Origin of the sequence: Streptomyces sp. FXJ1.172, assembly GCF_001636945.3 — a bacterium.
Classification (GTDB): Bacteria; Actinomycetota; Actinomycetes; order Streptomycetales; family Streptomycetaceae; genus Streptomyces.
This window is the reverse complement of sequence record NZ_CP119133.2, coordinates 1523780-1536324: the sequence shown is the minus strand read 5'-3', so window position 1 is coordinate 1536324 and position 12545 is coordinate 1523780. Positions and strand designations below refer to the sequence as shown.

12 protein-coding genes are annotated in these 12545 nt (G+C 74.7%); 5 read left to right on the top strand and 7 right to left on the bottom strand.

What is annotated here, in order from left to right:
- The first annotated feature begins 3 nt into the window (after positions 1-3).
- Both A6P39_RS06880 and A6P39_RS06875 read left to right on the top strand, forming a co-directional pair.
- Entirely contained in the window at positions 4-390 is a 387-nt protein-coding gene (locus A6P39_RS06880) for a PPOX class F420-dependent oxidoreductase (RefSeq protein WP_067044042.1), read from the top strand.
- Positions 391-558: 168 nt separating this feature from the next.
- Positions 559-762 carry a hypothetical protein gene (locus A6P39_RS06875; RefSeq protein WP_159395995.1) on the top strand — a complete coding sequence of 68 codons (204 nt, stop codon included), beginning with the start codon at positions 559-561 and terminating at the stop codon, positions 760-762.
- A gap of 31 nt (positions 763-793) precedes the next feature.
- Here the strand turns inward: A6P39_RS06875 and A6P39_RS06870 are convergent, their stop codons facing one another.
- Positions 794-1210: a Zn-ribbon domain-containing OB-fold protein gene (locus A6P39_RS06870; RefSeq protein ID WP_067044036.1), complete on the bottom strand. Its 417-nt coding sequence runs from the start codon at positions 1208-1210 to the stop codon at positions 794-796.
- 160 nt (positions 1211-1370) lie between these two features.
- A complete protein-coding gene (locus A6P39_RS06865) occupies positions 1371-2114 on the bottom strand; it encodes a TetR family transcriptional regulator (protein WP_067044032.1) in 744 nt (247 codons plus the stop codon).
- A 331-nt stretch (positions 2115-2445) separates the two neighbouring features.
- Between A6P39_RS06865 and A6P39_RS06860 the strand changes: the two genes are divergently transcribed.
- Positions 2446-3288, top strand: coding sequence for a hypothetical protein (locus tag A6P39_RS06860; RefSeq protein WP_067044029.1), 843 nt, complete (start codon positions 2446-2448; stop codon positions 3286-3288).
- 110 nt (positions 3289-3398) lie between these two features.
- Positions 3399-4136 carry a peptidoglycan-binding domain-containing protein gene (locus tag A6P39_RS06855; RefSeq protein ID WP_067044026.1) on the top strand — a complete coding sequence of 246 codons (738 nt, stop codon included), beginning with the start codon at positions 3399-3401 and terminating at the stop codon, positions 4134-4136.
- Between the two features lie 108 nt (positions 4137-4244).
- On the opposite strand, the gene A6P39_RS06850 is transcribed toward A6P39_RS06855, so the two are convergent.
- The 5 genes from A6P39_RS06850 to A6P39_RS06830 form a co-directional block, all read right to left on the bottom strand.
- Positions 4245-4625 (bottom strand): hypothetical protein, encoded by a 381-nt coding sequence (locus A6P39_RS06850; RefSeq protein ID WP_079133286.1) that lies wholly within the window; start codon positions 4623-4625, stop codon positions 4245-4247.
- Between the two features lie 389 nt (positions 4626-5014).
- A complete protein-coding gene (locus A6P39_RS06845; protein ID WP_067044022.1) occupies positions 5015-5932 on the bottom strand; it encodes a MurR/RpiR family transcriptional regulator in 918 nt (305 codons plus the stop codon).
- A gap of 78 nt (positions 5933-6010) precedes the next feature.
- Complete coding sequence (locus A6P39_RS06840) at positions 6011-7873, bottom strand: ArnT family glycosyltransferase (RefSeq protein ID WP_275883824.1); 1863 nt, start codon at positions 7871-7873, stop codon at positions 6011-6013.
- A gap of 92 nt (positions 7874-7965) precedes the next feature.
- Entirely contained in the window at positions 7966-9873 is a 1908-nt protein-coding gene (locus A6P39_RS06835) for a phosphatase PAP2 family protein (protein ID WP_067044019.1), read from the bottom strand.
- A gap of 247 nt (positions 9874-10120) precedes the next feature.
- On the bottom strand, positions 10121-11020 hold the full coding sequence (locus A6P39_RS06830; RefSeq protein ID WP_067044016.1) for an N-acetylglucosamine kinase: 900 nt from the start codon (positions 11018-11020) through the stop codon (positions 10121-10123).
- A 226-nt stretch (positions 11021-11246) separates the two neighbouring features.
- Here A6P39_RS06830 and A6P39_RS06825 point away from each other — a divergent pair, with 226 nt between their 5' ends.
- On the top strand, positions 11247-12395 hold the full coding sequence (locus tag A6P39_RS06825) for an ROK family transcriptional regulator (protein ID WP_067044013.1): 1149 nt from the start codon (positions 11247-11249) through the stop codon (positions 12393-12395).
- Positions 12396-12545: the final 150 nt, after the last annotated feature.

The following is a 12545-nucleotide window of genomic DNA, read 5'->3' as shown; positions in this document are numbered from 1 at the left end:
GGCATGAACGACACGCGGCTGGACCCGCTCGGCTCCGGCAAATACCTGCTGGTGACCAGCTACCGCAAGAACGGCACGCCGGTGGCCACCCCGGTGTGGGTGGTCAGGGACGGGGACACCCTCGGGGTGTGGACGGCCGCCGACAGCTTCAAGGTCAAGCGGATCCGGCGCCGCGCGGACGTCCTCGTCGGCCCCTGCGACGTGCGCGGCAACCCCACCGGCGACCAGCTGCCGGCCACCGCCGTGATCGCCGACGCCGCCACCACCGCCCGCTACCGGGACCTCATCGCCCGCAAGTACGGCATCCTCGGCCGCCTCACCCTGCTGGGCAGCCGGCTGCGGCGCGGCCTGGACGGCACCGTCGGGATCCGGGTGAGCCTCACGCAGTGAGAAGCAAGAGCGGTGAGGGCCCCCGGTGCCACCGACGCCCCGACACGCCCCGCGCCCACGACGACGATCGGCAGTCAAATCCCCTCTCGTTCCCGTGACTTGGGGCGTGCCACGGCGGTACGCCGGCGCCGCGCACGCCGTGTGCGCGCCCACCGTCTCATCCAGCGCATGCTGGACGCACTGTTCGGACCGGCTCACGCGCCCGGGACGGACCCTGTTCCCGCTGCCGGCTCCGGCCCCGGTCCGGTGCCCACGGCCACCGAACGCGACGGTGCGCTCGCCCTCGCCGTCGGCCTCGGCGTGAACCGCGCGTTCGAGACCGGACAGCCGGTCGGCGTACGGGAGTTGCTGCCGGGGGTGTGGCAGGGGTGAGGGCCCGGGCCGGGTCGGGCCCGCGGTCCCCTCAGGTCCAGGCCCGCAGCGGCTCGTCGATGAGCTGGAAGACCGGCTCGCCCCGCACCGGGTCCTTTGCGGTGGACAGCCGCACCCGGTCGCCGCTGTGGATGCCGACCGGCGGGCCCATGACCCGGCCCCGTACGACGAACCCCTCGGCCATCTCGATCAGCGACGAGTTGCGCGCGGCGGGCGTGTTGCGGTGCAGCACGGTGGAGTGCCGGACCGTGCCGACGCCCTCGCTGCGCTCCGTGCGCAGTTCGCTGCCCTGGCACACCGGACACAGCAGCCGGTGGTACGTCGCGGTGCCGCACCAGGTGCAGCGCTGGAAGACGATGGCGTCCCTGGAGTCCGCGGAGACGGGATCGAGCACGCCTGCCGCGGCGCCGGCCGCCGGCTGGGTGGCGTTTGCTGAGTGGTGGTACACGCTGGTCAACTCCCTGCGCTCGGCCGGAATCCCGCGTGTCCGGCGCGCACCGGGCACACGTGTGCGCGATGGCCGTGCCGCCGCGCACGCCGACAGAGTATGGCACTGAGTGTCAGACGTAAAGGCACTCGGTACCCTGAATGTGTGTGCGCGAGCTGTCTCAGGCCCGGCCGAGCACCGACTCCAGCTCCTGCACCACCCGCCACAGCGGGGCGTCCCGGCGGCAGGCCAGCACCACCACGTCGCCGGGGTGTTCCGCCGGTCCGCCGGCCGGCACCGGACCGACCCGGGCGGGCGCCACGGCCTCGGCGGACCGCCCGAACGCCTGCTGCACGAAACCGAGCGCGTGGTCCACCGCCGCGCCCGCGTCGCCCTCGCCGTCCGACCGCAGCCAGGAGCGCAGGCCGTTGTTGTGCGCGGCGACGACCGCCGCGGCGATCACGTCGGCCCGCAGCGTCCCGTCGGGGCGTCCCGCAAACCGCCCGCGCAGATACTCGGCGAGCGCGCGTTCGTAGCGCCACACCACCGACAGTTCGTAGGCGCGCAGGCCCGGCACCTGTTTGGTGAGGCGGTAGCGCTGCACGGAGAACGCGGGGTTCTCCGCGTACATCCGCAGCACCAGCCGGGCCGCGTCGCACACCCGCCGCACCGGTTCGTGCTCCTCGCCGCTCGCCGCGAGAAAGGCGGTCATGTCGGCCAGACAGCGCTCGTGGTCGGGGAAGACCACGTCCTCCTTGGAGGGGAAGTAGCGGAAGAACGAACGGCGGCCGACCCCGGCCAGCGCCACGATGTCGTCGACGGTGGTCTGCTCGTACCCGCGTTCCACGAAGAGCCGGAAGGCCGCCGCGACCAGGGCCTCCCGCATCGGCGTCTTCGCGGCCGGCGCCGCGCTGCTGGAGCTCATGGACGGGAACGTAGCACCCGGACGAGGGTCATGACACTCAGTGCAGATGGAGCACCCTTGTGAGGGAACTGAGTGCTGCCGCCCGACTGTCGCCCGCACCCTGGGTGCGACCCGAGGGCCCGCCGCACCGTGAAGGATGCGCCCACCGGCGTCACCACGGCCGGGGGGCCGGTCACCGGATCCGGCGCTGCGACCAGCCCCGCCGGACACCACCGCGCCCCTGCGACGTAACCTTTCTCCACCGTGCCGGGACCGGCCCGAGCCGGCAGGTCCCGCCTGCGGCGACAGGGCACCGGCCGTCCCCGCACCGGCCCGTCCGAGGAGATCGCGCATGCCCGCCCCCCGCCCCCGCCTGCTCTACGTCACCGACCTGGCGTACCAGGCCCGCGGGCGCCGTTACTGCGACGAGGACATCTTCCTCACCGCCCGGCTGCGGGACCGCTTCGACCTCGCGCTGTGCCATCCGCTGGACGCGGCCGCGCTCATGGGCGGCTTCGACGCCGTGGTCGTGCGCAACAGCGGTCCCGTCCTCGGCCACCAGAGCGCCTACGACGCCTTCCGCACGCGGGCGCTCGCCTCCGGCGCCCGGGTGTACAACCCGCTCACCGGCAAGGCGGACATGGCCGGCAAGCAGTATCTGCTCGACCTGAGCGCCGCCGGCTTCCCGGTGATACCGACCGTCGCCGGCGCGGCGGATCTGCACCTGCTGCCGTCCGCCGAGCGGTATGTGGTCAAGCCGAAGCTCGGCGCGGACTCCGTCGGCCTGCGGATCGTGCCCGCGGGGCAGGTCGCCGCGGTGGCCGGCGGCGAGGTGCTGATCCAGCCGTGCGTCGACTTCGTCCACGAGGTGTCCTTCTACTTCGTCGACGACGACTTCCAGTACGCCCTGTACGCCCCCGACCCGCGGCGCCGCTGGGAACTGCGGCCGTATGCGGCCACCGCCGCCGACCTGGAGTTCGCCCGGCGCTTCATCGACTGGAACGACCTCGGCCACGGCATCCAGCGCGTGGACGCCTGCCGTACCCGCGACGGCGGCCTGCTGCTGGTCGAACTGGAGGACCTGAACCCCTATCTGTCCCTGGCAGCACTGCCGGAGGAGGCCAGGGACGCCTTTGTCGGCGCGTTCACGGCGTCCCTGAGCCGGTTCGTGCGAGGAGCGCTGAACCCGGCCTGACGGCGGCCGGACGGTGGCCTGAACGGTGTCGTCGTGCGGGCCGTATCTGAGCACGGGGACCTCGCAGGTCCCGCCCGTCCGGGACGGGCCGGGGACGGAAGGAGAGCCAGGTGCCGACACCGCCAGATCCCGAACGCCCGCAGCCCGGCCCGGTGCTGGAACCCGTCCGGGTGCTGCGGCCCCGCCGGTTCGACGCCCTCGCGGAGCTGATGCGGGAGATCCGGCCCGACCCGGTCACCTACGAGCCCGTCGCCCCGGCGGCCGGGTCGCGCCCCGCCCCGGCGCGCACGGCACCCACCGCCGAGCGGCCCGCTGCGGCGCGTACGGTCCCCACCGCCGAGGACGACACCCAGGAACTGCCGCCCGTACCAACGGCCCGCCCCGCCCCCGGAGTTCGTGCCCCGGCACTCCGTCTGCGCCGGGCCGCCGTCGCCGGAGCCGTGGCGGCGGCCGCGCTCGCCGGCTTCGGCTGCGCCCTGCTGCTGCCCGCCCGTCAGGAGGCCTCCGCGGCCGCGCGCCCGTCCCGGCCCGCGACCACCGCACCGCCCGCCGCCACGCCGACCGCCGCTGCCCCGGCCCCCGCCACCGGTGCCGCCGATCCCGACGGCCCCGGCACCCTCCGCCAGGGCGACACCGGCCCTGAGGTCACCGAACTCCAGGAACGCCTGCTGCGCATCCCGGACGTCTACCGCGACGGCTCCACCGACGGCACCTACGACGCCACGCTCACCGCGGCCGTGGCCCGCTTCCAGCTCTGGTACGGCATCCGCGGCGACGAGACCGGCGTCTACGGCAACGACACCCGCAGCGCACTGGAGTCGCGCACGACCCCCGGTGACGCCTCGTGAAGCCGCCCCCGCCCCGGACGGGAACGGCGAACGGCCGCGATCTGACCCGACGGTGATGCCGGTGCCTCGCCCCGCCGGGCGGGGAAGACCGGCCCGGCGGGGGTGGGGTCAGCGCCCCGCGCCGCGCCCCGCCAGGGCCTCGCTCACCGCGCGCACGCTGCGGGCGATGTGCTGCAGTTGCAGGATCTCGGCGGCGTACAGCTTGATCGTGTGCTCGATGACCGATTCGGGCAGCCCCAGCATGGGCAGTTCGGCCCGCGCGGTCTGCAGGGCCGTGCGGGCCACCCGGATCTCCTGCTGGACCTGGAGCTGCGCGTGCCGGGCCAGCAGGACGGGGTGCCGGATGAGCGCCGGATAGCTGGCGTAGCGCGCGGGGATCAGCTCCCGCAGCCATTTGGCCGCCGAGCGCTCCCAGTCGTACGAGCCCGGCGTCTTGACCTGGCAGGGCCAGTCGGGACTGATGCGCGTGCTGGTCAGGGGCATGATCATCGCTTCCGGTGTGCGGCGTCGTGAGGGTGGTCCGACGAGTGCGGGGCGGCCCCGGCCTAGGGGATGGCCGGGGCCGCCACGGGCGCGTCGTGCAGAGGGCGCGCCCCGGAACACCCCGGGCGCCGACGTGGGTAGGGAACGGCGGCTGGGGGTGTCCGTGCGGGGGCCCCGGGCCATCCGGAGCCGCCGCTGCGTGAAGAGGTGCGTGCGCATGGCTGGTCCGTCGGTCTTCTCGGGGCGGTGTGCGAGCAGTATTTATATATACCGATCGGTTTGCAAGACGTATGAAAACATTCATGCGTGCTTTGTTGCGGATCATCCCGGTACGGGGCGGAGGGGGACCGCAGGATCTTCACGGGTGCCCGGCGCGCGCGGGCAGCCGTGGTTCTTCAGTCCTTCAGGAAGAACTGGTGCTGCTCGGAGAGGTGCTCGTACTTCTCGAGGCGGGCCTGGGTGCGCTCCGGATCGGCGTCGGTCATGGCCTGGAGCAGCGCGGCCGCGAGGACACCGGGCGCGGCGTAGGAGTCGAACACCATCCGTGAGCCGGTGCCCGTGGCGAAGACGACGTCGGCCTCGTCGGCGACCGGCCCGAGCGCCAGGTCGGTGACGAGCGCGACCTTCAGACCCGCGCCGCGGGCCACCCGGACGGCGTTGAGGGTCTCCTGGGAGTGCCGGGGCATGGCGAAGGCGAGCACCCAGGTGCCGCCGGCCTCGCGGGACTGCAGCAGCGCGTCGTAGGCCACGCTGCCCCCGCGGGTGACCAGCCGTACGTCGGGGTGGATCCGGCGGGCCGCGTACCCGAAGTACTCGGCCAGCGACACCGAGATGCGCAGGCCGAGGACCGTCAGCGGGGTGGAGCGGGACAGTGCGCGGCCGACCTGGATGATGCGGTCGGGGTCGGCGAAGTCGCGCCGCAGGTTCTCCAGGTTCTGGATCTCGGCGTCGACGGCGGCCTGGAGTTCGTTGGCCCGGTCCTCCTCGCCGGGCCCGCCCGCGAGCGTGCTCAGCGCGATCGACTGGAGCTTCTCGCGCAGCGCGGGATAGCCGCTGAAGCCGACGGCGGCGGCGAACCGGGTGACGGAGGGCTGGCTGACCCCGACCCGGTCGGCCAGCTCGGTGATCGACAGGAACGCGGCCTCGGTGATGTGCTCGATCAGGTACTGGGCGATGCGCCGCTGACCCGGTGACAGACGGGGACCGTCGAACAGTTCCCTGAGCCGTGAGGTCGGCGCGGCCTCGGCCTCGGGCACGGTCTTGCCCGAGGTGATCGCTGATGCCTGGGCGCGTGCCTGCTGCGGCGAGGGCACCGGTCCGCCTCCTTTGTCTGCCACAAGCACTCAACATAGCTCACCCAAAGCTGTGACCAGCAGGTTGAACGCACGTGCTCAGCGGCGATAGAGAGTGATCGAATGCCCCACATCGTCGATCGGACGACTGGAGGCGATCAGTTCGGCGAGCCGTCCCCGTGCCTTGGCGACCGCCGAGTCCGACACCACCAGCAGCCCGTGCACCCGGTCCGGCGGCACGGCACGCGGATCGGCGGCGTGGATGCCGTAGTACGACGGCACGCCACTGCCCTTGTACACCAGCCACACCCGTTCGCCCGGGTGGCGCTTGCGCAGCCGTTCGGCGAGCCGCCCCAGGTCCTGGCCCCAGTCCACATTGGAGTCGTGCAGCAGCCGATGGGTGTTCGCCGGCCCGCCGAACGCCTCGTTGGCGTACGGCAGGTAGTAGGGGAAGGTCCGCAGCGAACTCAGCGCCGTCCACAGCACCAGCGCGGCGGTGACGGCGACCGTCCACCGCCGGCGGGGCCGCGGCACGCAGGCGGGTACACAGGCCGCCGTCACCGCCAGGAACACCGGCACGAACAGCGCGTACCGCGTCCCGAAGTCCCGCGACCCCGTCATCGCGGCCGCCAGCAGCACGGCGGGCGGCAGCAGCAGATACGGCGCCGCGGGCCGCAGCCGCCGCAGCGCGACGACCGCCACGGCACCGGCCGCACCGAGCGCCAGCAGGCCGAGGGGTGTCTTCACCAGCAGGGCGACGGGCAGGTAGTACCAGCGCGAGCCGGTGTACAGGTGCCCGAACAGGTAGCCCTGCCACGGCTGGTCCTCCAGTGCGAACTGCACCCGCATCCCGGCCCGGTACGCGGGCGGCAGCGGCAGCAGGTCCACCAGCCGGCCGCGCAGTCCGTGCAGGGCCGGCACCGGTTCGGCGGGGGAGAACCGCAGCCGTGGGTCGACCGCCAGATACGCGGCCCACACGACGGCGACGGCCGCCAGCGCCACCACGGCCGCCGCGCCGAGCGCCGCCGCCGGCCGGTGCCACCGGCCGCCTACCGTGCCCAGAACCAGGGCGGGGCCCCGGCGCGGACGTCCGCCTACCGTGCCCGCACGACCGGCCAGCCTCATGCGCCGGGGACCGCCGGGCGCGTCCCGGCGCACGGACGGCACGAGCCGCCACCGGCCCGTGCCCGCGCCCGGCTCGCCCGGCGGCGTCACCTCCCGGTCCCGGCCCGCGCCGAGGACCGACAACGCCGCGAGGCCCATCAGCACTGGCACCGCCGGCAGCGCGCTCATCTTCGTCGCCACGGCCGCCCCCAGCGCCGCGCCCGCCGCCGGGAGGTACGGCACGGGCCGCCGGCGCGCCCGCCACACCAGCCAGGCCGAGGTCAGCACGAAGCCGGTCATCGGCATGTCCAGCGTCGCCAGCGAACCGTGCGCGATCGCATCGGGCGAGAAGGTGTACAGCGCGAGCGCCACCAAACCGCCCGCCGTGCCGGTCAGTTCACGGGCGAACGCGAAGGCGACCAGCCCGAACAGCAGAGTCAGCGCGATGACCGGCAGCCGCGCCCACAGCATCAGCCGCCCGGGGTCGTTGCCCGACTCGTACAGCAGATGCCGGCCCACATCCCCTTGCGTGCCGGAGTACGAGGGGTCGTAGTGCGGGCCCGCCACCGCGACCCCGGCCGCGACCAGCAGCTTGCCGAGCGGCGGATGCTCGGGGTTGTAGCGGATCCGGTGCTCGTGCAGATAGTCGGTCGCCGTCGCCACGTACACCGGCTCGTCGATGGTCGGCGTCTGCCGTAGGGCCGTCGTCACCATGGCCGCGGCCATCTGGGCGAGCAGCAGCGCGACCAGGAGCGGCACCAGCCACCGCCGGTGCCGGCGCACCCCGGCGTACGGGCGGGCGGGTGCCTCGGCAGGAGCCGTCCGGCTGAGGACCAGGTGCTGTTCGCGCGCCATCATCCGCCCCGCGGCGGCACCGGCCGTACGGCGGCGGGCGAGGGCGTGGGCCGGATCATGGCCCTACTGTCGCACCGTTCCCGCCGCCGGGGGTGTCACCGCTGCACGAGTCGTACCGACAGACCTTCTGCCGTGTACACGGGTACGGCCCGCAGCCGGTCGGAGTTCACCTCGATCCGGGCGAACCGGCCGCACAGCCGGGGCGCGTCGAGGACCGGCAGGGTGCTGCCCGCCGCCGGCGGCCGCTCGCCGTCGAGCCGCAGCGACAGCACCGCCGAGCCGCCCAGCACCGCGAGGTGACGGACCGTCAGCGGCGCCTTGCGGCCCGCCCGCAGGGTGACCTCGAGCGTGCCCGCGTCCTGCGCGTAGGCGCCGCGCACCCGCAGCCGCGCGGCGACGCCCAGCGTGCCGTCCGTGATCCGTACGTCCCCGTGGCCGAGCGCGTCCTCGCAGCCGGCGACCAGCGCGCCCTGGGCCAGGACGGTCCCGCCCGTGTAGCGGTTGCGGCCGGTCAGCGTGAGCGTGCCGGTGCCGCGCTTGGCCAGTGCGCCGCGCCCGTCGATGTCGTTGCGCCAGGCGTCGGCCGCCGAGAAGCCGCCCGCCGCCGCGTCCAGCGTGACCGTGACGTCCGTGTCGAAGGCGCCGTAGCCGTCGGCCGCGGCGAACAGGTCGAGCCGGCCCCACTGTTCGAGGCCGTCGAGCAGCACATACCCGGAGGGCAGGGCGGTGGTGCGCAGCACCTCGCGGCGCTGGTCCGCGCTCAGGTAGGGCAGCCGGGTCTCCAGCAGCACCTCCGCGCCCTTCGGCACGGTCAGCGGCACCTGGCGGCCCTGCCGGGCGAGGACGTACGTCAGCCGGGGCCGCAGGGCGCGGGCGTTGGCGTCCCGGTCGGCGTACGCGTCGGCGCCGGTGTGCGCGTAGGCGTAGAGCGCGTCGGCCGTGGTGCCGGTCTGCGCGGTGAAGTAGGCGAGGGCCTGGGCGCGGGCGGCGGCCTTCAGCGGGGCGTTCGCGGGGTCGGCGAGGGTGGCCGCGGCGAGGGCGGTGGCCATGATCCGGCCGCCGATCACGTCGACGGGGTGGTGCATGCCCGCCACGATCCGGGTGTGGCTCAGCTCGACCGCGCGGGTCACCAGCTCCTGGAAGCGTTCCGGGACGGCGTAGGCGTAGGCCAGCGCGGCCAGATGGAAGGCGTTGGTGTGGCCGCTCGGGAAGCCGCCGTCGTCGGTGGCGGAGGTGCCGCGCTGGCGCAGCAGCTGCGGGGCGACGGCCACGGGGGAGTCGTACACCGGGAAGCCGAACGCGTCGCTCCGCCCGGTGTCGACGACCTCGCTGTCCTCGGTGAGCCGCCACGGACGCGGGTACTGGTAGGCGTACTTGGCGGGGTTGCCGGAGGCGTACGGGCCGCGCACGGTGTCGACCAGTTCGGCGACCTTGCCGAGCGCGGAGTCGTGGGCGCCCGCGCCGAGCGCCGAGCCGGCCGGGGCGCCGGCGGGCACGGCGTCGCTGACGGTCGTGGCCGGGGTGCCGTCGGGGGCGCCGGTGATCGAGGTGACCGCCTTGGCGCCGGTGCGGTAGAGACCGGCCAGCGGGCCGAGGCCCGCGATCATCGCGTAGCTCTGGTGCTGACGGTCGTAGACGAAGGCCTCCCTGGCCTGGGCGTCCGTGCGCTCGGCCGTGGTCCGGGCGCAGTAGCGCAGGTCGGCGCGGAGGATCTCGGGGCGCAGCGCGCTGCCGGTGTTCCAGGCGGAGCCGGTCTTCCACACCTGGGCGAAGCCGCCGAGGATCCGGACCACCGCGTTGGTCTCGGGTGTCAGGTTGCCCGTGACATTGGTCTTGTAGTCGTCCACGAACGCGGCCGGCGCGGCCTCGGCCTTGGCGTCGGCCGCCGGCAGCCAGACGGCGACGGCCGGGGCGGCGAGCACGCCCGCGGACGCGGCCAGCGAGGTCGTGAGGAACCCGCGCCGGTTCAGCACGGAGGAGTGGTGCCCGGCAGATGACGGCATGCCTGTGCCTCTCAGGGATGGGCCACGGGGAAATCCCGGCGCGATGTGCCGAGTTGTGCGGTCCCATGGAGAAGAAGGGGGAAGAAGTTGAACGGGTGAATATCTAGGGCCGGGGTGTGACCCGTCGGGGAGACCCGGGTGATCTGCGTCTGTTCCGTGGGTGAACGCGGGGAGACGGGCACACGGAATCCCACAGGCGGCTCACCGGAGAACCGGCGCGCGGCGCACCGGAGTTCCGGTGGCGGGCTCACGATGCCGCACGCGCCAGCACCACCGCCCCGGCCACCGGCGGCACCCGCAGCGGCCGGGGCCGGGCCGACGGCAGGGACTCGGCGAGCGCGGCGGTGAAGGCGTCGTACAGCGGCGGCTGGGCGAGGACCGTGCTGCCCGCGACCACCACGTCCGAGGCCGCCGCGCCGCGCCGGGCGAGGAGGGTGACCAGCGCGGCCAGGCTGCGCCCCCCGGTGGCGATCACCTCGCGGGCGAGCGCCGAGCCCGCCTCGGCGGCGGCGAAGACGGCCGGGGCGGCCCGGCCCCATGCGGCGGACGGGTCGGCGGCACTCTCCAACGCCGCGCCCAGCGCGGGCACTTCGGGCACGTCGAACGCGCTGAGGAGCGCCGAGGTGAGTGCCTCGGGCGGCTCGCCGCGGTCGTGGGCGGCCCAGCAGACGCGTACCGCCTCCCGGACCAGCCCGGCCGCGCCGCCCTCGTCGCCGAGGACCGCGCCCCACCCGCCGACCTGCACGGGCGTGCCGTCGGCCTGCCGGCCCACCGCCACCGAACCGGTCCCGGCGACCAGGCCGACCCCCCGGTCCAGCCCGGCGGCGGGTACGAGGAGTTCCGCATCGCCCACGACCAGCGCGGGCGCGTCGAAGTGGAGGCGGAGCGCGGTGCGTATCTGCGCGCACTGGCGCGGGGTCTCGCAGGCGTGGCCGCCCACCGCCAGCGCCGACGGGCGCAGTCCGGCCGGCAGGGCACCGGCGACCAGCCGTGCCAGCCAGCCGGCGGCGGCCACCGGGTGGTGCGGCCGCCAGCCGCTGCTGGGGCGGACGTGGTCGGCGACCGTGGTGTCCCCGGCCACGGCGCGCAGGTGTGTCTTGGTGCCTCCCACGTCGATGCCGACCAGGACGGGCAGGGAGTCCGGCACGGGACCTCTTTCGTCGTGTGCGCTCCTTCTTCGGGCGCGCGGTGCTGCGACGGCGGGCGAACCGTGCCTGGAAAATGGGGAAATGAGGGAATGGGGAGTTGAGGCGGTCGGGAGGCCCCGGGACGGGCCTCGGGCGGAGTACGGCAGGCGAGTACCGTGTACTTCGTTAGGAAATTAACTAACGAAGTACAGTGCGTCAAGAGTCCTCGCGACCCGTGGGAGAACCGTGGAACACGACGTGGTGGCGGCGCCCCGCCTGTCCGAGAGCGCGAGCGCGGTGTTCGCCGTGCTCGCCGGAGCGGGCAGCGCGACCCGGCCGCAACTGGCAAGCCTGGCCGGCCTGTCCAAACCGACGGTGTCCTCCGCCGTCGCGGAGCTGGAGAGCGCCGGGCTCGCCGCCCACTCCGGCACCGCCTCCAGCGGCACCGGCCGCACCGCCGCCGTCTACCGGCTCGGGCCAAACGCCGGTGCCGTCCTGGCCGTCGACCTCGGTCCGGACCTCACCCGGGTCCGGGGCTGCGCCCTGGACGGGACCCGGCTCGCCGAGGCCACCGGCCCCCGGGCCGCGGCCGCGGACGCCGTCCGCGAGGCCCTGGGCGCCCTGCCCGCCACCGCCCCGCTGCGAGCCATCGTCGTCGCCGTCGGCGATGTCACCGCACCCGCCGCGCAGGGCTCCGGGATGCGTCCGGCCACCGCCAAGGCGGGCCCGGTCTTCGACGCCATGGCCGTCGCGCTGCCCCCGGGCGTCCCCGTCCACCTGGAGAACAACGTCAACTGCGCCGCGCTCGCCGAGCTGCACGAGGGCGCCGCCCGGGGCCGCGGCACCTTCGGCTATCTGCGCGTCGGCGTGGGTGTCGGCCTCGGCATCGTCGTCGGCGGACACGTGCTGCGCGGGGCGAACGGCGCCGCCGGCGAGCTGGCCCGGCTGCCCTACCCGTGGGACGAGGGCCGCGCCCCGCGCCTGGAGGCACTGGAGGAGTACATGGGCGCGCGCTCCCTGCTGCGCCGCGCCGCCGGGGCCTGGCGGGACACGGGGCACGGGCCGGGCCCGAAGACCACCGAGCGCCTGTTCGCCCTCGCCGGCCAGGGGCGGGAGCCGGCCCGTGCGGTCGTCGCCCGGCACGCCGCCGACGTGGGCCGGCTGGCCGCCGCCGTGGCCGCCGTACTGGATCCGGGGCTGATCGTGCTCGGGGGCAGCACCGGATCCGACCCGCAGCTCCTGCCCGGGGTGCGGGCCGAACTGGCCCGGCTGAGCTGGCCCACCGAGGTGGTCAGCAGCACGGTCGGGGACCTGGGCACCGTCGTGGGCGCGGCCCGGCTCGCGGTGGCCCGAGGTGTCCGAACCGTGACCGAGCCCGCGCGATGGAGGCATTGACGGCTTCCGGCTCGTTCTGCCAATGTCCGGACAAGCGCTTTCTAAGCCGGTCGGGACACCGGCTCGAGGTGGCCTCCTGGCCGTACGCGACGTGAGCGACGTGAGCGATGCGAGCGACGTACGGCGAGCGCACGAGGGCGTGCTCGTGCG

What these genes read in the sequence shown, in the direction of transcription:
- A6P39_RS06840 (WP_275883824.1), bottom strand. Translation starts at nt 7,873, where the DNA reads ATGATGGCGCGCGAACAGCACCTGGTCCTCAGCCGGACGGCTCCTGCC.
- A6P39_RS06865 (WP_067044032.1), bottom strand. Translation starts at nt 2,114, where the DNA reads ATGAGCTCCAGCAGCGCGGCGCCGGCCGCGAAGACGCCGATGCGGGAG.
- A6P39_RS06850 (WP_079133286.1), bottom strand. Translation starts at nt 4,625, where the DNA reads ATGATCATGCCCCTGACCAGCACGCGCATCAGTCCCGACTGGCCCTGC.
- A6P39_RS06860 (WP_067044029.1), top strand. Translation starts at nt 2,446, where the DNA reads ATGCCCGCCCCCCGCCCCCGCCTGCTCTACGTCACCGACCTGGCGTAC.
- A6P39_RS06875 (WP_159395995.1), top strand. Translation starts at nt 559, where the DNA reads ATGCTGGACGCACTGTTCGGACCGGCTCACGCGCCCGGGACGGACCCT.
- A6P39_RS06880 (WP_067044042.1), top strand. Translation starts at nt 4, where the DNA reads ATGAACGACACGCGGCTGGACCCGCTCGGCTCCGGCAAATACCTGCTG.
- A6P39_RS06835 (WP_067044019.1), bottom strand. Translation starts at nt 9,873, where the DNA reads ATGCCGTCATCTGCCGGGCACCACTCCTCCGTGCTGAACCGGCGCGGG.